This window comes from Chryseobacterium barbadense (assembly GCF_042849955.1).
Lineage (GTDB): Bacteria > Bacteroidota > Bacteroidia > Flavobacteriales > Weeksellaceae > Chryseobacterium.
Genome location: NZ_BAAFHL010000010.1, coordinates 58036 through 77168, shown reverse-complemented (window position 1 = coordinate 77168; position 19133 = coordinate 58036). Strand labels below are relative to the sequence as shown.

The following is a 19133-nucleotide window of genomic DNA, read 5'->3' as shown; positions in this document are numbered from 1 at the left end:
CTTTAAGAGCAGATAACAAAGGAGAAGGTGGTATTTTAGCCCTTTACTCATTGGTAAAAAGACTCAAGAAAAAATGGCTCTATGTGGTAGCCGTTATAGGAGCCTCCACGTTGGTAGCGGATAGCGTCATCACACCTTCCTTAACGGTGATGTCTGCTATTGAAGGGCTTAAGATTTACAATCCGGAGACTCCTGTAGTAGCGATTACCCTTGTTATCTTATTTGTCATCTTTGTTGTTCAGCAGTTTGGAACGGCTTCTATAGGTAAATTCTTTGGACCGATTATGGTAACCTGGTTTCTTGTGTTAGGAGCGTTTGGTTCTATTCATATTTTTGATCATATTGAAATTCTAAGAGCATTCAACCCGATGTATGCATACAATCTGATTACCCATTCACCAAGTGCAATCGTCATTATGGGAGCTGTATTCTTATGTACAACCGGAGCGGAAGCCTTATATTCAGATTTGGGGCACTGTGGTGCAAAAAATATCAGAGTAAGCTGGATTTTTGTAAAATTAATGCTGATTCTCAATTATCTCGGGCAGGGTGCCTGGTTATTGGATAACTATCAGCAGGTATTCAGCGGTGTGAATCCTTTCTTTGGAATCATGCCTCAATGGGCGGTTTTACCGGGAGTTATTTTGGCTACGGCTGCTGCAATTATTGCCAGTCAGGCGGTGATTACAGGGTCCTTCACCATGTTCTCGGAAGCAATGTCTATTTCATTCTGGCCTAATCAGCATATCGAATATCCTTCCGGAATCAAAGGGCAGATGTATATTCCAAGAATCAACTGGGGATTGATGGTATTCTGTTTTGTAGTCGTTATTTTCTTCCAGAAATCAGAAAAAATGGAAGCGGCATACGGTTTAACGATTACCATTACCATGCTAATGACCACTATCCTGTTATTATTCTGGTTAAGCAGAACAAGAGTGAGCAAACTCTTCCTGATAGGCTTTGGAATTGTATACCTTTTCCTGGAGTCAGGGTTCTTTTATGCCAATGTTATTAAGTTCATTGATGGAGGCTGGCTAACGATGGTTTTAGGTGGTTTTATAGCTATTTGTATGTACGCCTGGTATAATGGAAGATTAATAAAAGCCAACTTTATCCAGTTTGTTAAAATCGAAAAGTATGTTTCAATCATTAAAGACATGAAACTGGATGAAAGCATTCCGAAATATGCCACCAACCTTGCCTATCTGAGCAGAGCCAAAAGAAATGATGAAGTAGAATCTAAAATTATTTACTCCATCATCAAAAAACAACCCAAAAGAGCAGATCATTACTTTATTTTGAGTATTGTTAATCAGGAAGATCCATATACTTTCAAATATACGGTAGATGAGATTTTACCGGGTACAATCTATAAAATCAATTTCTTATTAGGATTTAAGGTAGACCGGAGAATAAACGATTATTTTAATATGGTTTTAAAAGACCTTATGGCTGATGAAACCATTCCGTCCAGAAGCAGTCATCCATCCTTAAGAGCTCATAATATACCACCGGATCTTAAATATGTAATTATTGATAATACATATATCAATGATATACTTTTAACTGTTAAACAGAAGATCACCCTTAATATTTACAACTTTGTGAAGTATATTGGAAGCGATGATTTCAAAGCCTGGGGAGTGAGCTCTCACAATGTAGAAGTGGAATCTGCACCAATTACGGAATTAACGGTCTATGATAACAGTATTGAACAGGTCGGATTTATACGTCATAATTCTTGATCCTATTGCTTTAAAGCATACGATCTATTTAAATAAAAATCAATAAATTTGTAGATAATTTGTTTGATGGATACTGTACAAAAAGAAAAAAATATTGCTTTAATCAAGGACGTTTTAAGAAACTACCTTTTGGAAAAAGGGTTCAGAAACACTCCTGAACGATATACCATATTGGAAGAAATTTACAATATGGACCACCATTTTAATGTGGATGATCTGTATCTTCTGATGATGCAGAAAAAATATCATGTATCTAAAGCAACTATTTATAATACGATTGAAATTTTCCTTGATGCCGGACTTATCCGTAAGCACCAGTTCGGAGAAAAAACCCTTACTTCTTCTTCCTACGAAAAGTCTTATTTTGATAAGCAGCATGACCATTTGGTGATCTACAAAAAAGACTCAGATAAAGAAATTGAAGAAATCATTGAGTTTTGTGATCCGAGAATTCAGGGGATAAAAGAAGCAATTGAAGAAGCATTTGGCGTAAAAATTGATTCTCATTCGCTATATTTTTATGGCACTAAGAATGATTAATCAATGAGGCTATTTTTTTTTCTGTTAGTTTTTATTTCTGTAATGTCATTTGCACAGGACAAGCCTAAACCTGCGCAGAGAGATCCTTATTTGCAAAGCCCTGTAAAAAACCAACCGCAGCAGCCAAAGCCTGAAGATATGGTGAAGATTATTCATGCCGATGAGATCAAGAAAGATCCTCAGAAATATGATGGGAATCAATTTCTTACCGGCAATGTTCAGATCGAGCACCAGGGTTCTATCCTTACAGCGGATGAAGTCATAATTTACAGAGAAGAAAACTTTGTAAAAGCAATAGGGAGTACCAGGCTTCAGAATACAGACGGTTCAGTGATTACTGCTGGAGAAATGGAGTATGACGGAAATACCCAGAAAGGAGTTGCTCGTAAAAATGTAATTCTCACCGATCCAAAAGGAACAGTTATCAAAACCGATATATTGTATTATGATAGGATTTCAAACCAAGCTTATTTTAATACCGGAGGGACAATCAACGATGGTAAAAGTATAACGTATGCCAAGTCTGCAACTTATTTTCTGACTACCCGTACCATTGATCTTACGGGTAATGTTAAAATTGAGGACAGTGAATATATCCTGGAAGGCCCAAATGTAGTCCAGAATCAGAATACCAGTGTTGTGGATATCAAGGGTCCGACCACCATTACCAATCGTACCAATCCTAAGAACAGAATTTATACGGAAAGGGGAACTTATAAAATGGATACCAAAGAAGCTTTCCTTAATAAAAATTCCAAGATTTTTTATAATGATAAGACGCTTACCGGAGATGATATGTACTACAATCAAATCAGTGGTTTCGGAAAAGCGACAGGAAATGTAACGCTTGATGACCCCTTGGAAAGACGATATATCAAAGGAGGGTATGGAGAGATCTATGAGAAAAAAGATTCTGCCATGATGACTAAAAATCCTTATGCCGTTAAAATTCTGGAGAAAGATTCCATTTATTTTGCTTCCGAAAAAATTATCTCTTATCAAAAGCCGGACTCCCTGGATGCAACCAAAAAGAAGAGTTTCCTGAGGGCCTTCAGAAAAGGAAGGTTCTATAAATCCAATGCGCAGGGAAGAGCAGATTCGCTTGCTTTCAATGAAACTGACGGTGTTTTGCATATGTATACGAAACCAATCCTGTGGAGCGGTGAAAAGCAGGTGACAGGAGATAAAGTAGAAGCCTATTTCAATACTGAGACAGAAAATATAGATTCGTTAAAAGTAATCGGAAATGCTTTTGCTATAAGTAAGGTGGATTCCTTAACCCGAAAAGACGAGTTTAATCAGGTAAAAGGGAAATTGATGACGGTATATTATGAGGGGAATAATATAAAGGAGGCAAAGGTCATCGGGAATGCCCAGTCCATTGTCTTTGTAGATGATGAGAATCAGCAAACAAAGCAAAAAGAAAGAATAGGGATTACCTTATCTTCTTGCGGTATCATAGGGGCTTTATTCGAAGAAAAAGCTTTACAGATTGTTTCATGCAGTATTGGAGCCACTTCAGATACTTATCCGATGAGTATGCTGGAACCCTCGAAAAGAAAGTTTCCGGATTTCAACTGGAATACTAAAGACAGAATACGGAAATGGCAGGATATCTTAGTTGATTCTCCAAATTATGAAGAAATACAATATGAAGCGGATAATGAGCTCTATGATAAGGCCCAGGAAGCTATAGAAAAAGAAAAGGCCAAAGAAGAAGCCAAAAAACCTAAGAGAGTCAGAAAGTAAAAATTACGATTTGATATTCTTCTGTAAAAGAAAAAAAACTCCATTTCAAGTCCTGAAATGGAGTTTTTTTTCTTTTACAGGTTGTATGTTTTTATATAGATATTTATCTAATTAGACAGGAATTAGAAAGTTTGGCGTAATTTTGGAATAGCAGGATGGTATTTCACTTGAAAATGAGTTATGAAGTTTTATGTGTTATGTATGACATTGTAAACGTGTAAAATGTAATTCATTATTTTCACTACATTTATTTATCAAGAATTCAAAAACATAAACACAATGAAACTAAACATTATTTTCTTGATTTTTTTGATCTATGGTCACAAAATCAATGCACAAGTAGGGATTTCTAAAAATCTGTCTTTTCGACCTGACACTAGAACACAATTGCATGTAAAACAGGATAATCTGGCTACTCGGTTGCCTCGAACGACTCAGGCTTCATTATTACCGGCCTCAGCGTTGGGCACAACGGGGGACGGAACTCAGGGTTCGGTTATCTTTAACAGAGAAACTGGAAGTATTGTTCAAAATGATGGTACAGCATGGAAAATCTCAGACCGGATTGTTACCACCATGAAAAACAATAAAATGGCCAGATTTATACGTTCGGGAACAGTGACTTCAAGTTGTGGAACATGCGGTTTAGGCTGTGGATTTACTGTGAGGACGTGCACCACCCAGAACGTTAACTTTACAACCAGCAGCCCCAGTTTTAATGAAATATCTTCAGATGTTTCATTAGCATCAGCTACAAGTAATGTCATTAACATTAATTCCAGAGGCTTATATAAAGTATCATTTAAAAGCGGGGCGGTAGATATAAGCACTCCTTTATGCTTGGGGGTTGTCATTAATCTTCAGTCTGTTCTTAACCTGGAACTGAGCACCTCTTCAGATCCAACGTGGAGACCTATTAACAACACGGCAAGTTCTTCTACGGCCGGAGCTTTATCAGTAAGCACACTGGCACCGGGAGCTATTGATGTAGGTCAGTCCCTTGCCTTTACGTATGTGGGAGTTTTTAATGCGGGAGATAAATTGAGATTGACCCTGGGCGGAACGCAAAACATTGGAACAGGAGCCTGTACAGGTGTATTAGGGGGTAATAATATGTTTTTTGCTTTAAGCAATACAGGAAATGCCATATCAGAAATTATTGTTGAAAAAATAAACATGTAATAAGATGAAAAAGATTTTAATCATTATCATGCTCCTTTTTCAATATTGTATGTATGCTCAGGTGGTAATAGGCAGTGATGTAAGCACTAATAAAAACATATTGAAAATAGTTGACGGAACAAAAGGAGTTATTCTTCCTTATGCCGGTCTTTATACCTCTTTTCCTAAATATAATGCATCGGCACCGGATGTGTTTGACGATTATCCCAACCTTATAGGTGGTTTGATTTATAACAAAAACGATGATCAGTATTATAAATATGATGGTTTTGCATGGAACCCGGCAAGGCAAATACAAGGTATTTATCAGCCAAAAGCCTCGAGGCTAGGCGTTTCTTCCGGAGTTACCATTCCATGTTTATCATTTGGAATAGGTTTTTGTTTTTCCGGAAATGTTCCTGCTTTTCTGGCTGCAGATAATAAGAGCCAGGTTTTGGTAGACAACCTGTTATTAAAGAATGCAAGCACGGTTACTGTAAAGCAAAATGGAATTTATGATGTAGGGGTTGCATTAGGCTTTACCGGAGGAAGCTTTGGGTTTCAGGCAGGAATTACAGAATTTAAACTGACATTGCAGGTGAAGTATACACCTTCATCTGATTGGGAGACAGTAGTGTCTAAAACCAATTATTCAATCGTATTTATTGTGGATACTTCAGGTAATAAAACCTCGAGTTTTTCACAAACCATCTCTTTACCAGCCGGGGCGGAACTAAGAGTAGTGCCGGAAATAAGCTCCAATGCTGTTTCCGGAGGTGCTTTGGCAGCTTATGGTACAGATACCAGCACTATCAGCTCATATATCGCTGCACGTTTAATTAAAGCTTACTAAAATGAAAAAATATATATTATGTCTTTCACTATTCCTACTGAATATTTTCGATGCGCAGGTAAATTTTACAAATGTGTCCAATCCTAATTTCAGTCCCGATAGTAATGATCAGGTGATGGTGTACATCACAAATGCAAATGAATCTGCAGGTGTTAAAGGATTTGGGCTGCCTGCTGTGGAAACAGATACCGACCTTCCTTATACGGGAGTTAATGCCCCTTTAACAAGAATAGAAGAGCTCAGAGGAATGCTTTTGTTTGTGAAAAGTACCGGACAAGCTATGGTCTTTGATGGTTTGGTCTGGAGTAAGGCATTTGAAGTAGAATCGGATAACATTTCTAGATTTCAGCTCAATGCCGTTTCTACTACATCAGGAGCGGTCTTATTGCCGATCAATTCATTAATTGACAAACTTAATTTTTTAGCAGACCCATTAAAGCTAAAGACCAATGTCCCTGCTTCCGGCGCCGATCTTAACAGATTGTATATTCGACAGACCGGATTATACAGAATCAATTTAAATCTGAACTTTACAGGACCGGCCGGATCATTCAGCAACAGGTTAGGGGCTAGTTTATATGTTAATGATGTGAAGCGTTTCCAATTGTTGGAAAGTACGGTAAATTATGATGGAACCAACCGCAAAATTAATCTTGACTTTTCTGTATATGCTGTACAGGGACAGTATATTACCTTAGAAGCTATTTCCGAAATTGGCGGAACAACATCTTATAATGTTACCAATTCAAGCTATGTAACGGTTGAAAAGGTTCTATAAACACAAATGAAGCTATATTTTTTTAATATTTTGTGATTGGGTGGATCACCTTGGAATTTTTCAGGGTGATTTTTTAATCTGTCATAATTTCGGCGTTTAATGAATGTTTTTTAGCTTTGCTGAAATTTTTTACTCCATGGAATTACAAAAGGATTTTTTTACATATCAGGCACAAACCACCAAGTTTGCAGCAGGTTTTGAAGTTGAAAGAGCAGAAGGAAGCTATATTTTTGGGACAGATGGCAAACAGTATCTGGATTTCGTAGCCGGTGTGTCTGCCAATACTTTGGGCCATTCTCACCCTAAAGTGGTGAATGCCATAAAAGAACAGGCTGAAAAATACCTTCACGTCATGGTTTATGGTGAATATGCGCAGGAAAAGCCAGTGGCTTTATGCAAATTATTAGCTGAAGCAACTCCGGATCCCCTGGAAATTACTTACCTTGTAAACAGTGGGGCAGAAGCTATAGACGGAAGCCTGAAATTAGCCAAAAGGTATACAGGGAGGGAAGAAATCATATCTTTTAAGAACTCTTATCATGGGAATACCCATGGGGCATTAAGCGTATCGGGAAATGAGACCCATAAAAGAGAATTCCGTCCGCTATTGCCAATGGTAAGCTTCATTGAGTTTAATAACGAAAATGATCTTGGGAAGATTACGGAAAAAACGGCATGTGTCATTTTGGAAACCATTCAGGGAGCGGCCGGCTTTTTAGTTCCGGATGAGGCTTATTTAAAAAAGCTGAAAAAAAGATGTGAAGAAGTTGGAGCCCTTTTAATTCTGGATGAAATCCAGCCCGGATTCGGAAGAACAGGCAAACTGTTTTCTTTTGAGCATTTCGGTATCGTTCCTGATATCCTGGTGATGGGTAAAGGAATGGGAGGCGGAGTTCCTGTGGGAGCATTTATGAGTTCTGCAGAAATTATGGGAACATTGGCTCATTCTCCTAAATTAGGGCACATTACTACTTTTGGCGGAAACCCTTTGATTGCAGCTTCAAGTTATGCCACTTTAAAAGAAGTCTTGGAAAGCGGTGTGATGGATCAGGTGGAAGAAAAGGAAAGACTTTTCAGAGAACTTCTGGTACATCCGAAAATTAAAAATATTAACGGGAAAGGTCTCATGTTAGCCGTAAACCTGGGAAGGCCTGAGTACACCCTGGAAGTCGCTAAAAAGTGCATGGAAAAAGGGCTGATCGTTTTCTGGCAGCTGTATAGAAATGAATATCTCAGAATTTCTCCGCCTTTAACGATCTCTTTAGATGAAATAAGAAAAGGTTGCCAGATTATCCTGGATGTATTACATGAAAATTAATAAAATCCACTTCTCTTATAAGAATTTTTTTATGTTGAAAAGCAAGATTATCGGTTCGGAAAAACGGGTTGATAAATAAATAAAAATCTGTGATAAATATCATGCATATTATATAAAAAAGTAAATACATTTTTGTGTAATAAAAAAATTAATTTATATATTGCGTGACGATTAAAACAAAGATTATATGGCGAAACATAAAGTCCATTACGAGTTTCCAATGCACTGTCTTTCAGAAATTTTGTATGAATATCTGGCTACTGCAGAGGGATTATCCGAATGGTTTGCAGATGAGGTTGTAGAGAAAGGAGATGATTTCTATTTTAGCTGGGGAGGCGGGCCTGCCGAGAAAGCCACTTTAATCCGATATAAGCCTGAAGGTTTCGTGCGTTTCAGATGGGAAGAGGATGAAGGAACCAAAAACTTCTTTGAAATGACTATCGTTATAGATGATATCACCGAAGATTTGTCTTTAAATATTACGGATTTCTGTGATGAAGGAGATGAAGAGGAAAATTCCATGTATTGGGAAAATCTTATCGAAAATCTTAGAATAAAATTAGGAGCAGCTTAATATACTGTACAACCAAACGATTAAACTGATGAACGATTTATCGTTCATTATTTTTTTATCAATAAATCAAATTATACATTGGAAAATCAATATTTTACATCAGACGGATTACAGATGAAGAACAGAGCCTTCTTGTTAGGAGATGCAGTTAAGGTTTCTTTTTTTGTGAGAGATTCCAGACTTATTATGGATGAAGAATGTTATTTCTTCTTAATGGCTTCCATGAGAAAAATGAGACTGAATATTCCGTTAACCTATACTCTGGAATATTTTCAGTCACTTTTTTATAAGGAAGTAATAGAAGAAAAAGGGATGAAAAACGGAATCGTTAATTTTATGGTGTTCAGAAACTCAGATGGAATTACCCTTTCAAAATCATCCGTTTCGTATTTCTATGAACTGAATGAGTTTGAAGATGTGCTTGCAATTCATCCAAGAGGGTTGGAACTGGATCTGATTAAAGAGATCAATGTCAACAACAATCTGTTAAGCAATATCAGGGTTCATTGTCCGGAAAATATTTATGGGCGTATTTATGCTCAGGAAAATGACCTTGATGATGTTATTTTATTGAACCCCAATAAAAGAATAGCCCGTTCAACCTTTGGAAATTTATTGTTTTTAGAAGGTGATGTGATTAAAGTTCCAAAACAATCTGAGGGGGCATATATTTCTCCTCTATTGGAAAATTTTGTCACTTTCTTGCATAAAAATAACCTTGCAGATATACAGGAGCACGAAATTATTGCTTTTGAATCTCAAAAAGCAGAAGAGATTTTGCTCATTTCAGATGAAAAAGGCATATTTTCTGTAGGTAAAATCAGAAACAAGACTTTCGGGAATTCCAGGTTCTTAGAACTGGTGGAACATTGGAAGAAAAGCTTTTAGAAAAATTGACAAACCCGGTAAACAACAAAGTTCCAAAAGTCCTTTACCGGGTTTTTTTCTGAGTAAATCAGAAATTGTTTCTTATATAATTAGTATTCGTTGAAAATATCCACGAATTTCTGTGCGATTTCTTTTTGCCCCTTCTTACTTGTTAAATACTCCCTGTCTTGAGCATTGTTGATATAGCCAAGCTCCACCAAAACGGCAGGAGCCTTGGTTTCTCTTAGAATATGTAAGTTGCGTTCCGAAACATTACATTTTCCTAATTTACGAGTAATAAGTGTCGCTATTTTTCTGGATTCTTCTGAAGGCTGAACAAAAATTTCATGCCCTTGCTTAGAAGTTTCTGCTTCCGGATTTTTGTTGATGTGTAATGAAATCACCATTACGGGGTTCAATTCATTTATTTTTTGGGTTCTGTCTGAAAGGGTTTTGTATTCATCTGAGTCTCTGGTTAAAAAAACTTCATACTCTTCCTGAGATTCATTGATTTCATGAATCTGCTCTGCAATGTCGAGTACGATTTGCTTCTCAGAAAAACTTTCATGAGTGACACCAAAATCGTTCCCACCATGTCCGGCATCAATTACAATATATTTTTTTTTGGCAGGAGTAAAAGATAAAAATGCCATTGAAAAAAGGGATAAAGCAATTAATTTGAGTGCCTTCATTTTCAGTGATTTTTGGTTTATCAAATAACGGAAATTCTTTTTTTAAAATTGGTTAAAGCAATCTTAAAATTTGTTAATTCTAAAAATGACCTTTACGGAAATAGTAATGCTCTTTAATTCAGTGAAATATCTTCAGGAGAATTTGCCCAAAGCAGATATTCTCCACCCAGATTTTGCATGATGGATTTCCAGAGAGTCTGATCATTTGGTAAAGTATAATCCAGGTTATAAATATCCACTACTGTCCACATTTTCCTTTGAATCTCATTGTCTAGCTGCAATGCGGACCATCCCGAATACCCTGAGAAAATCTTAACATCAGCAATATCAAGCTCTTGGTTAAGAATGGAGTTGATAATACTCTCAATGTCCTCTGTTAAATAAAACTCTTCTGTAATCTCTGTGTAAGTTTCGGTTACTTTTTTGCCCTTTACAATAAAGAAGACTTTGTCATTTTCTACGGGGCCCCCGTCATATACATCGATCTTGAATTCAAAAAAGTTTTTAAAGCGGCTACTCATCTGGCTGTTTTTTTTATTCAATATTAACCCGAATGCGCCACTTTCATTATGATCAATCACCAGAACTACTGATCTGGAAAAAATATCTCCGGAAATATCAGGGGTGGAAATTAATATTTTACCTTTGTATGAGTAATTCATACTCAAATTTAATAAAAAATATTTATGGAGAACCTTCACGATAAAAGAAAAATCTATGCGAAATCTCAACTTATTGAAAGTGAGATCAAACAGAATCCGATAGAGCAGTTCAGGGACTGGTTTTTGGAAGCAAGTGAAGATCCTGCAGTGTCTGAAGCCAATGCCATGGCTATTTCAACGATAGAAGATGATGGCTGCCCACGTACCAGAATGGTTCTGTTGAAGGCCTATACCCATGAAGGATTTATTTTTTATACCAATTATGACAGCAAGAAAGGAAAGGCTATAGAGCGAAGCCATAAAGCCTGTCTGCATTTTTTCTGGCCTAGCCTGGAAAGACAAATCATTATAAAGGCGGAATTGGAAAAAGTGGCGGAAAATCTTAGTGACGGATATTTTCATTCAAGACCAAAAGGAAGTCAACTGGGTGCAGCCGCTTCACCGCAAAGCCAGGTGGTCCCAGACAGGGAGTTTTTGGAGGAAAAGCTGAAACAATTGGAAAAAGAATATGAAAATACTGAAGTTCCAAGACCTGCCAACTGGGGAGGTTACATCGCAAAGCCTTATGAAATTGAATTCTGGCAGGGAAGACCGAACAGGTTACACGATAGGATTGTTTATCAGTTGGAAGGATACGACTGGAAAATTTCCCGTCTAGCTCCGTAAATATTGAGAAAATCTTTAAAATAAAAAAGCCTCATCCGAGAAGATGAGGCTTAATTTTTTAATCTGAATGATTATTTTTTCTTAGCACCAGAAACTGCGTTTGAAAGATCAGCTCCAGCCTTGAATTTAGCAACTTTTTTAGCAGCAATTTTAATTGGTTTTTTAGTTGCAGGGTTAATCCCTTGTCTAGCAGCTCTCTCAGCAACTGAGAAAGTTCCGAAACCTACTAAAGAAACTTTTCCGTCTTTTTTCTTTAAAGTAGCGGTTACGTTAGAAATAAAAGATTCTAAAGCAGCTTTAGCTGCAACTTTAGTAATTCCTGCATCTTTTGCAATTGCGTCGATTAATTCAGACTTGTTCATAATTTTTAATTTTACAGTTAGTTTGTAATTAGAGCAAATATAATACAATTTTCTAATTGTGCAATTTTTTTATTAAAATTTGTGTAATCCTTTTGATTTTTCATGAAAACGGTTAAAATATGATAATTTGATTTTCCACGTAAAATCTACGTTATCCGTTACTAAAATCATGCCAAATGCTTATGTGTATTGACTTTAGCAAAAAGCGTTAATTATTTTTTAAGTTTATTAAATCCTAAATTTAAGTGTAATCTATTAATGCTTTTAATGATATGGTTATTGATTTTACAAGTAAAGTTCAAAAAAATTATTTTTAATAAAATTAAATGCCTGGCTTGCTGATAGTTTTAAAATCAGTGCAAAAACTTATTTTATGAATTTTTATTAATAAATTTGCAGCATGTTAATAGAAGTTTTCAAGTCTAAAATTCACCGGGTGAGAGTTACAGCTTCTGACCTTAATTATATTGGGAGCATAACGATCGATGAAGATCTTATAGAAGCGGCCGGTTTGGTAGTAGGAGAAAGAGTGTATATCGTGAATGTGAATAACGGGGAGCGATTTGACACGTATGTTATTAAAGGGAAAAGAAAATCAGGAGAAGTTTGCCTGAATGGTCCTGCAGCAAGAAAAGTACAGAAAGATGATATCATCATTATTATTGCTTATGCACAGATGACTCCTGAAGAAGCTAAAACTTTCCAGCCGAAAATCGTTTTTCCGGACGAAAAAACAAACCTTCTTACCTGATTCATGGAGAAAAAAACACCTCATCCCTTAAAATCTGTAATTACCATTATAGTTTCGCTTGCTTTTGCAGGCTTTTTTTTGTGGCTGGCCCTGAAAGGGCTGGATTTTGAAGTCATCCGGAAATCTCTTGCTAAAGCCAATTATTTATGGGTGGCTTTTGCTGCAATTTTTGGGCTTTTAGCCTATTGGTTCCGGGCAATCCGTTGGAATATTTTATTGGAACCTATGGGATACAGGATTTCAGACTTCAATGCACTCTGGTGCATTTCTTTTGGATACTTAATGAACCTTACCATCCCAAGAAGTGGAGAATTGGCAAGAGCTACCGCATTGTATGGGGTTGAGAAAGTGCCTGTTGATAAATCTTTTGGAACCATTATTCTCGAAAGAGTAGTGGATTTGGTTTGTATGCTGGGGTTTTTAGGACTGACGCTTATCTTTAAATATGATGCCATTCTTTCCTTTTATAGACATTCGGGGGTAAACATTAACCCAAATAAAATTCTCATCGTAATCCTGGTTTTAAGTGTAGGAACAGTGCTCTTTTTTGCATTTAAGAAGAAGCTGGCTCATGTTCCGGTCTTAGGAAAGGTCATTGGATTTATAGATGGGATTTTCCAGGGACTCATGACAATATTCAAACTAAAACAAAAGTTCAAGTTTATTCTATATACTGTTTCTATCTGGGTTTGCTATTATCTGGCAGCTTATCTGGTGTGTTTTTCACTTCCCGAAACTTCGAACTTTACTATTGCGGATGGCTTCTTTATCATTGTAGTAGGAACGTTAGGAATGATCATTCCTGCAAGTGGCGGAATCGGAGCTTTTAATCTGGCTATGAAATACGGTTTTATGGCTTTGTTTATCTCCATGGGGAAAAGTGCGGAATTAGGTGGAGAAATGGGGCTTACTTATTCATTTATTTCATTGCCTTTACAGTTGGTCCTTATGCTGATTATGGGTGGAATTTCTATTCCTCTATTGGCAAAAGCAAGAGAGAAAGCGCTTACAGAAAATTAAGATACATTGTAGTCAAATATAAAAAGGCTGTTTCTAAGAAAACAGCCTTTATCATATCAATCTTTTAACTTCAATTCCATTTGAATGTTACACCGTTTGTAAGGGGTTTCCCGCCCAAAAACCTGCTGAAAGCCTAACTTATAATACAGATTGATCGCAGGTTCTAGTTTTGTATTACTTTCCAGGAATATTTTGGTTGCCCCCAATTCTTTGGCCTTGTCTGCGATAGCTTTTCCTAATAGCCAACCTATGTTTTTTCCCTGTGCTTTGGGTGAGACGGCCATCTTTGCCATTTCATAATCATAATCAGGATCATTTGTTTTAATTAAAGCACAAACGCCTACAGGTTCGTCATGATAAAGAGCAATAAGAATTTTTCCGCCTTTATCTAAAATATACTCGTTGGGGTGATCCAATGCTTTATGATCCGCTTCTTCCATTTCAAAATAATTGGAAATCCATTCTTCATTCAGTGTTTTGAATGCTTCTTGATATTGAGGTTCGAATTCCACAATTTTTACATCTTTGCTTTCACGCTCTTTTTTCTGCTCCTGAACTCTTTTAAATAACGATTTTTGCTCCAACAAATGTTCCCATTCCCTGATCGCTTCCCAAAGATTATGAGAAGCTTCATTCAGCATGAGCTCAACAGCAGCATCAATATCCGCACATTGAATTTTTATGGTTTGGGAAAGAGCTTTTCCTTTTTCTGAAAGACCAACAACATTCCTACGTCTGTCTTTGGATTCAATAGCATCATTGATGAGTCCTGCTTTGGTCATTTCTTTCACGATTTTGGTTACAGATGGTTGGGAGTGTCCTATTTCCTCCGCAATTTCCGTAATCGTTTTTTCTCCCTCTTCAGAAAGTAAAAAGTATACGGGGAACCATTTAGGCACAAATCCCTCTACCTTATACATCTCATAAATTTTAGAAGCATCTTCAGTCATTTTCGCAGTTAATATCCGCATTCTGCTTCCCAGAGCCATTTTTCCGGTTTTCTCAAAAACATTCATAACTATAAAATTGATTATATAACTAGTTATACAAATGTATAAAAATTTTAATTACCGCAATACTATTAAACAAAAAAAGCTTTCGATCATTCGAAAGCCTTTTTTACTATTATCCAAACGCTCTTTTTAGCAAACTTTCCACTTTCGGTTCGCTGCCTCTGAAGTTTTTGTACATTTCCATCGGATCTTTGGTTCCCCCTGAAGAAAGAAGTATTTTATATTTTGCGGCAATTTCCGGATTGAAAATTCCATTTTCCTTGAAATACTGGAATGCATCTGCATCCAGAACTTCCGCCCATTTGTAAGAATAATACCCCGCGGAATATCCTCCTTGGAAAATGTGTGAAAAACTTGGGCTCATTGCTGTTTCAGGGTTTCCCGGATAAAGCTGGGTGGCTTTGGTATATTTGTCTTCAAAGTCCTTAACACTTTCATTCTCCAGCTCTCCAACTCTAGTGTGATAATTCATATCCAGGAGCCCAAAACCTAGCTGCCTCAAGGTCTGGTAGCCTTCCATGAAATTTTTAGACTGTTCGATCTTTTGAATTTTATCATCCGGAAGAACTTCGCCGGTCTGGTAATGTTTGGCAAATGTTTTCAAAAATTCCGGCTCATAGCAGAAATTTTCAAGGAATTGAGATGGTAATTCTACGAAATCCCATTTTACAGAAGTTCCCGAAAGAGTAGGATATTGTGTATCAGCTAACATTCCGTGCAAGGCATGACCAAATTCGTGGAATAAAGTCGTCACTTCCTGAAATGTCAATAAACTTGGAGTATCCTTTGTCGGTTTGCTGAAATTACAAACGATGGAAATATGAGGGCGGGAATTTTCACCGTCTTTTTTATATTGGTTTTTATAGCTTGTCATCCATGCTCCGGCTCTTTTCCCTTTTCTTGGGAAATAATCTACATACAATAAAGACTTGTATATGCCATTTTCCTTTACCTCATAGGTTTTTACATCTTCATGATATTTAGGAATGTAATTTCTTTCTTCAAAAGTAAGCCCGAAAAGCTGGTGAGCCAATCCGAAAACAGCATCCTGAACCTGATTCAGTGGGAAATAAGGTTTTAGTTCCTCATCATTGAAGTCATATTTCTGTTTGCGAAGCTTTTCGGCATAAAATGCATGATCATAGCTTTGCATTTCATCGATTCCATCAGCTTTTGCCAATGCCTTCAGCTCATCAATTTCTTTATCTGCATAAGGTTTGGCCTTGGTTAAAAGTTCATTTAAAAAATCGAGTACTTTAGTCGGGGATTTAGCCATTCTTTCCTCCAAGACATAATCTGCATAGTTTGTATAGCCTAATAATTCTGCTTTTTGCTGTTTTAAAGCAAGCAATTCTTTAATTAAACTTTGATTATCGAATTCACCATCATCAAAAGATTTTTTACCGTTGGCTAAAGCAATTTCCTTTCTTAGTTCTCGGTTTTCAGCATAGGTCATAAAAGGAATATAGCTTGGATATTGCAATGTAATGACCCAGCCATCCAGATTTCTTTCTTTAGCTTCTTCGGCGTATTGTTCGATGATCGGTTCCGGAATTCCATTAAGATCTTCTTTATTCGTAATATGTTTGAAATAAGCATTCGTGGAAGCCAGTACATTCTGTCCGAACTGTAATGATTTTAAAGAAAGATCCATATTGATCTTCTTTAATTTTTCCTTGTCTTCCTCATTCAATAAAGCACCGCTTCTTACAAATCCTTTATAGGTTTCATCCAAAAGCATTTGCTGCTCTTCATTAAGATTGTACTTCTCCTTTTCATCATACACTTTTTTGATTTTGTTGAATAAAGCTTCATTTTGAGAAATCTTGGAAGAGTATTCCGTTAAAATAGGAGAAACTTCCTGAGCAATCTGCTGAAGCTCATCACTTGTTTCTGCAGAATTCAGGTTGAAAAATATATTGGAAACCACATCCAGCTGTTCACCGGCATAAGCTAATGCTTCTATAACATTTTCAAAAGTAGGCACTTCCGGATTATTAACGATAGTCTCTATTTCCTGCTCGGATTGTTGGATCAGTTCTTTAAAGGCCGGAAGATAATCTTCATTTTTAATTTGAGTAAAAGGTGCTGAATGATATGGAGTATTAAATTTTTCGGTTAAAATGCTCATTTTTTTAATTTTATTTGATGTAAATTTAACAATTCTACGGAGTTCACGGCTGAAACGACTCAAAAATAATGCCTGAATGAAAGTTGTGACAAAAAGTTTATATGCAATAATCTTGTCCTATGTAAAGAGGAGATGTAAAAGGAATAATTAATTTTGGACCAGCAAAAGATTAAAATTAAATCTTAATATATTAAACTATGAAAACACTTTTGAAAATTATCGGGATTATTATCCTTTTAATCGTTGCTTATGCTCTCATTGCCATGTTAGCTTTCAGTAAAGATTATCACTTTGAAAAATCAATTGTCATTAATGCTCCAAAAGAAAAAGTCTGGCAGCATGTAGGCTCTACAAAAGCATTCAATGTATGGAACCCGTTTGCAAAAGCAGATCCAAATATCCAGATTACTTATTCCGGCAATAGTGGAGAAGTAGGTGATTCTTATCACTGGAAAGGCAATGATCAGGTAGGTGAAGGAGAGCAAATGGTAACGGAAGTAGTTCCAAACGAAAAATTATCCAGTAATCTTCATTTTATCAAACCTTGGGAAGGAGCTGCCAAAGGAAGTTTTATTTTAACACCGGAAGGAAACGGTACAAAAGTTACCTGGACTATGGATAATGAGCTTACGCCGATGATGAAACTGATGAAACCGATGATGGATAGCCAGATGGGTAAAATGTTTGGGCAGGGATTAGAAGATCTGAAGAAATTATCTGAAAAATAAAAACAGAGCCTTGTAAATTTTACAAGGCTTTTTATTTAATATTCTTTTTTTCCGATTTCATTGATGGTGTCATAATTTCCAATCCCCTTGGGATTCGGGCCATATTCATTCTGTCCCGGATCACTGTCTGCAAACAGCATCCAAAAAACATAAAAAGGGATTAGCTGAAACCATCCGCTGTTTCCTCTGTCGTGACATCTTTTTGCTCCCTGAGCAAGAAGGACTATCAATAAAGGAATATAAACAGCAAAAAACAGAAGATAGGCTCCTGAAGAGTTTGCAGAATCTACATATACTCTAAGCGGAACAATGATGCAGATGTAGATGAGATAAGAAATACCATACTCGGTTCTTCTTATTCTTCCGTTAAACGAAAATACATTTTTAAACATGGTTTTAATTTTTTTGGCAGACAAATATAAATATTATTTTAAAATACTATCTTTATATAAAGAATAGATTTATGGAGAAGATCATATTTGAAAAGAATGACATCAGAAACTATGTGAAAAAGGTAATAGCAGAGAAGATCGAAAAGCTGAAGAAATTTATTGAATTTACTTTGGAAGCCAGTCGTGATATTAAAAAGACGCCGAAATATGATAGTATGAGAGAAGAAATGCAGGAAGAAATTTATCAGATGCAGAGACAGCTGGGTGCTCTGAACGACCTTCAGAGAAATATGTCAAAAGTTTTAAATAAAACAACCGAAAGAATACAGCTTGGATCTTTGGTCATTACCAATAAAGCACGTTTCTATATTTCAGTATCATTAGGAGAATTCTTCTTCGAAGGCGACCGTTTTTATGCGATCTCTCCCGAAAGTCCGATGGCTCAAAAGATGATGGGCATGAAATCCGGGGACTCCTTTACATTGAATAATATCCATCAGAAAATTGTGGAAGTATTATAGAAATTAGAATTTTTTTTGATAAAATGCTTAAGTTGTGATTTTGCAACTATCAACTATCAACTATCAACTTTTTCGTAATTTTGTCTCTATGAATAAAGCAGAAGTTTTAAAAGAGATCATAGAACAAAGAAGAAGCATTTTTCCCAAAGATTATTCTGAAAACGAAATACCGCAGGAAGTCATTAACGAAATTTTACATTCCGCATCATTAGCACCCAATCACAAACGCACCAAACCATGGCGTTTCAAGATCTTCAAAGGGGAAGAAAAGCAAGCATTAGCTTCAGAAATGCAGGCCATCTACAAGGCAACCCAACCCGAACAGCTTTTTTTAGAAAAAAAATATCAGGATATCGGCTTTAAAATCAATAAAGCGGATGTGGTCATTTCCATTGTGGTCAATTTCAGCGGAATGGTTCCTGAATGGGAAGAAATTGCTGCCGTTTCAATGGCCGTTCAGAATATGTATTTAACTTGTACAGCTAACGGAATAGGCTGTTACTGGAGCTCACCGAAAATAGTGGATCACCTTAAAGACTCTTTACAGATAGAGGAAAACCAGAAATGTTTGGGGCTTTTCTATATGGGAGCAATCAATTAATATAAA

The 19133-nt window shown here is 36.5% G+C and carries 21 protein-coding genes; 15 read left to right on the top strand and 6 right to left on the bottom strand.

Going from position 1 to position 19133, the window contains the following annotated elements; genetic code table 11:
- The 9 genes from ACGHIN_RS06775 to ACGHIN_RS06735 all read left to right on the top strand — a co-directional run.
- Nucleotides 1-1748, top strand: a 1748-nt coding sequence (locus tag ACGHIN_RS06775; RefSeq protein WP_390452009.1) for a KUP/HAK/KT family potassium transporter, incomplete at its 5' end; no start/stop codon positions are given.
- A 66-nt stretch (nt 1749-1814) separates the two neighbouring features.
- On the top strand, nt 1815-2288 hold the full coding sequence (locus ACGHIN_RS06770; protein WP_027374694.1) for a Fur family transcriptional regulator: 474 nt from the start codon (nt 1815-1817) through the stop codon (nt 2286-2288).
- Nucleotides 2289-2291: 3 nt separating this feature from the next.
- Nucleotides 2292-4037, top strand: coding sequence for an OstA-like protein (locus tag ACGHIN_RS06765; protein WP_390452008.1), 1746 nt, complete (start codon nt 2292-2294; stop codon nt 4035-4037).
- A 279-nt stretch (nt 4038-4316) separates the two neighbouring features.
- Entirely contained in the window at nt 4317-5219 is a 903-nt protein-coding gene (locus tag ACGHIN_RS06760; protein WP_390452006.1) for a hypothetical protein, read from the top strand.
- 4 nt (nt 5220-5223) lie between these two features.
- Complete coding sequence (locus tag ACGHIN_RS06755) at nt 5224-6051, top strand: hypothetical protein (protein WP_390452004.1); 828 nt, start codon at nt 5224-5226, stop codon at nt 6049-6051.
- A 1-nt stretch (nt 6052) separates the two neighbouring features.
- The gene (locus ACGHIN_RS06750; RefSeq protein ID WP_390452003.1) at nt 6053-6829 is read left to right on the top strand and encodes a hypothetical protein; all 777 of its coding nucleotides are present in this window, start codon (nt 6053-6055) and stop codon (nt 6827-6829) included.
- A gap of 136 nt (nt 6830-6965) precedes the next feature.
- Nucleotides 6966-8147, top strand: coding sequence for an aspartate aminotransferase family protein (locus ACGHIN_RS06745; RefSeq protein WP_390452001.1), 1182 nt, complete (start codon nt 6966-6968; stop codon nt 8145-8147).
- A gap of 187 nt (nt 8148-8334) precedes the next feature.
- The gene (locus ACGHIN_RS06740; protein WP_390451999.1) at nt 8335-8721 is read left to right on the top strand and encodes an START-like domain-containing protein; all 387 of its coding nucleotides are present in this window, start codon (nt 8335-8337) and stop codon (nt 8719-8721) included.
- Nucleotides 8722-8799: 78 nt separating this feature from the next.
- Nucleotides 8800-9609, top strand: a complete 810-nt coding sequence (locus tag ACGHIN_RS06735) for an aminotransferase class IV (RefSeq protein ID WP_390451997.1) — start codon at nt 8800-8802, stop codon at nt 9607-9609.
- Between the two features lie 89 nt (nt 9610-9698).
- Here ACGHIN_RS06735 and ACGHIN_RS06730 read toward each other — a convergent pair whose 3' ends face one another.
- Entirely contained in the window at nt 9699-10280 is a 582-nt protein-coding gene (locus ACGHIN_RS06730; RefSeq protein ID WP_390451996.1) for an N-acetylmuramoyl-L-alanine amidase family protein, read from the bottom strand.
- A gap of 113 nt (nt 10281-10393) precedes the next feature.
- Nucleotides 10394-10942 carry a YqgE/AlgH family protein gene (locus ACGHIN_RS06725; protein WP_390451994.1) on the bottom strand — a complete coding sequence of 183 codons (549 nt, stop codon included), beginning with the start codon at nt 10940-10942 and terminating at the stop codon, nt 10394-10396.
- A 24-nt stretch (nt 10943-10966) separates the two neighbouring features.
- On the opposite strand from ACGHIN_RS06725, the gene pdxH reads away from it, so the two are divergent.
- A complete protein-coding gene (gene pdxH, locus ACGHIN_RS06720; RefSeq protein WP_390451992.1) occupies nt 10967-11608 on the top strand; it encodes a pyridoxamine 5'-phosphate oxidase in 642 nt (213 codons plus the stop codon).
- A 71-nt stretch (nt 11609-11679) separates the two neighbouring features.
- Here pdxH and ACGHIN_RS06715 read toward each other — a convergent pair whose 3' ends face one another.
- A complete protein-coding gene (locus tag ACGHIN_RS06715) occupies nt 11680-11970 on the bottom strand; it encodes an HU family DNA-binding protein (protein ID WP_390451991.1) in 291 nt (96 codons plus the stop codon).
- 400 nt (nt 11971-12370) lie between these two features.
- Between ACGHIN_RS06715 and panD the strand changes: the two genes are divergently transcribed.
- Nucleotides 12371-12721 carry an aspartate 1-decarboxylase gene (gene panD / locus ACGHIN_RS06710; protein WP_027379879.1) on the top strand — a complete coding sequence of 117 codons (351 nt, stop codon included), beginning with the start codon at nt 12371-12373 and terminating at the stop codon, nt 12719-12721.
- Nucleotides 12722-12724: 3 nt separating this feature from the next.
- On the top strand, nt 12725-13741 hold the full coding sequence (locus ACGHIN_RS06705; RefSeq protein WP_390451988.1) for a lysylphosphatidylglycerol synthase transmembrane domain-containing protein: 1017 nt from the start codon (nt 12725-12727) through the stop codon (nt 13739-13741).
- A 56-nt stretch (nt 13742-13797) separates the two neighbouring features.
- On the opposite strand, the gene ACGHIN_RS06700 is transcribed toward ACGHIN_RS06705, so the two are convergent.
- Both ACGHIN_RS06700 and ACGHIN_RS06695 read right to left on the bottom strand, forming a co-directional pair.
- The gene (locus tag ACGHIN_RS06700) at nt 13798-14757 is read right to left on the bottom strand and encodes a bifunctional helix-turn-helix transcriptional regulator/GNAT family N-acetyltransferase (RefSeq protein ID WP_390451987.1); all 960 of its coding nucleotides are present in this window, start codon (nt 14755-14757) and stop codon (nt 13798-13800) included.
- Nucleotides 14758-14866: 109 nt separating this feature from the next.
- Complete coding sequence (locus ACGHIN_RS06695; RefSeq protein ID WP_390451985.1) at nt 14867-16885, bottom strand: M3 family metallopeptidase; 2019 nt, start codon at nt 16883-16885, stop codon at nt 14867-14869.
- A gap of 197 nt (nt 16886-17082) precedes the next feature.
- Between ACGHIN_RS06695 and ACGHIN_RS06690 the strand changes: the two genes are divergently transcribed.
- Complete coding sequence (locus ACGHIN_RS06690) at nt 17083-17613, top strand: SRPBCC family protein (RefSeq protein ID WP_390451983.1); 531 nt, start codon at nt 17083-17085, stop codon at nt 17611-17613.
- Nucleotides 17614-17648: 35 nt separating this feature from the next.
- Here ACGHIN_RS06690 and ACGHIN_RS06685 read toward each other — a convergent pair whose 3' ends face one another.
- Entirely contained in the window at nt 17649-18005 is a 357-nt protein-coding gene (locus ACGHIN_RS06685; RefSeq protein WP_390451981.1) for a DUF805 domain-containing protein, read from the bottom strand.
- 71 nt (nt 18006-18076) lie between these two features.
- On the opposite strand from ACGHIN_RS06685, the gene ACGHIN_RS06680 reads away from it, so the two are divergent.
- Nucleotides 18077-18526, top strand: coding sequence for a hypothetical protein (locus ACGHIN_RS06680; RefSeq protein ID WP_390451979.1), 450 nt, complete (start codon nt 18077-18079; stop codon nt 18524-18526).
- An 88-nt stretch (nt 18527-18614) separates the two neighbouring features.
- On the top strand, nt 18615-19127 hold the full coding sequence (locus ACGHIN_RS06675; protein WP_390451977.1) for a nitroreductase family protein: 513 nt from the start codon (nt 18615-18617) through the stop codon (nt 19125-19127).
- Nucleotides 19128-19133: the final 6 nt, after the last annotated feature.

Excerpts from the sequence above, each read along its gene's own strand:
- ACGHIN_RS06770 (WP_027374694.1), top strand. The coding sequence starts at position 1,815 with ATGGATACTGTACAAAAAGAAAAAAATATTGCTTTAATCAAGGACGTT.
- ACGHIN_RS06765 (WP_390452008.1), top strand. The coding sequence starts at position 2,292 with ATGAGGCTATTTTTTTTTCTGTTAGTTTTTATTTCTGTAATGTCATTT.
- ACGHIN_RS06760 (WP_390452006.1), top strand. The coding sequence starts at position 4,317 with ATGAAACTAAACATTATTTTCTTGATTTTTTTGATCTATGGTCACAAA.
- ACGHIN_RS06755 (WP_390452004.1), top strand. The coding sequence starts at position 5,224 with ATGAAAAAGATTTTAATCATTATCATGCTCCTTTTTCAATATTGTATG.
- ACGHIN_RS06750 (WP_390452003.1), top strand. The coding sequence starts at position 6,053 with ATGAAAAAATATATATTATGTCTTTCACTATTCCTACTGAATATTTTC.
- ACGHIN_RS06745 (WP_390452001.1), top strand. The coding sequence starts at position 6,966 with ATGGAATTACAAAAGGATTTTTTTACATATCAGGCACAAACCACCAAG.
- ACGHIN_RS06740 (WP_390451999.1), top strand. The coding sequence starts at position 8,335 with ATGGCGAAACATAAAGTCCATTACGAGTTTCCAATGCACTGTCTTTCA.
- ACGHIN_RS06730 (WP_390451996.1), bottom strand. The coding sequence starts at position 10,280 with ATGAAGGCACTCAAATTAATTGCTTTATCCCTTTTTTCAATGGCATTT.
- ACGHIN_RS06725 (WP_390451994.1), bottom strand. The coding sequence starts at position 10,942 with ATGAATTACTCATACAAAGGTAAAATATTAATTTCCACCCCTGATATT.
- pdxH (WP_390451992.1), top strand. The coding sequence starts at position 10,967 with ATGGAGAACCTTCACGATAAAAGAAAAATCTATGCGAAATCTCAACTT.
- ACGHIN_RS06715 (WP_390451991.1), bottom strand. The coding sequence starts at position 11,970 with ATGAACAAGTCTGAATTAATCGACGCAATTGCAAAAGATGCAGGAATT.
- panD (WP_027379879.1), top strand. The coding sequence starts at position 12,371 with ATGTTAATAGAAGTTTTCAAGTCTAAAATTCACCGGGTGAGAGTTACA.
- ACGHIN_RS06705 (WP_390451988.1), top strand. The coding sequence starts at position 12,725 with ATGGAGAAAAAAACACCTCATCCCTTAAAATCTGTAATTACCATTATA.
- ACGHIN_RS06700 (WP_390451987.1), bottom strand. The coding sequence starts at position 14,757 with ATGAATGTTTTTGAGAAAACCGGAAAAATGGCTCTGGGAAGCAGAATG.
- ACGHIN_RS06695 (WP_390451985.1), bottom strand. The coding sequence starts at position 16,885 with ATGAGCATTTTAACCGAAAAATTTAATACTCCATATCATTCAGCACCT.
- ACGHIN_RS06690 (WP_390451983.1), top strand. The coding sequence starts at position 17,083 with ATGAAAACACTTTTGAAAATTATCGGGATTATTATCCTTTTAATCGTT.
- ACGHIN_RS06685 (WP_390451981.1), bottom strand. The coding sequence starts at position 18,005 with ATGTTTAAAAATGTATTTTCGTTTAACGGAAGAATAAGAAGAACCGAG.
- ACGHIN_RS06680 (WP_390451979.1), top strand. The coding sequence starts at position 18,077 with ATGGAGAAGATCATATTTGAAAAGAATGACATCAGAAACTATGTGAAA.
- ACGHIN_RS06675 (WP_390451977.1), top strand. The coding sequence starts at position 18,615 with ATGAATAAAGCAGAAGTTTTAAAAGAGATCATAGAACAAAGAAGAAGC.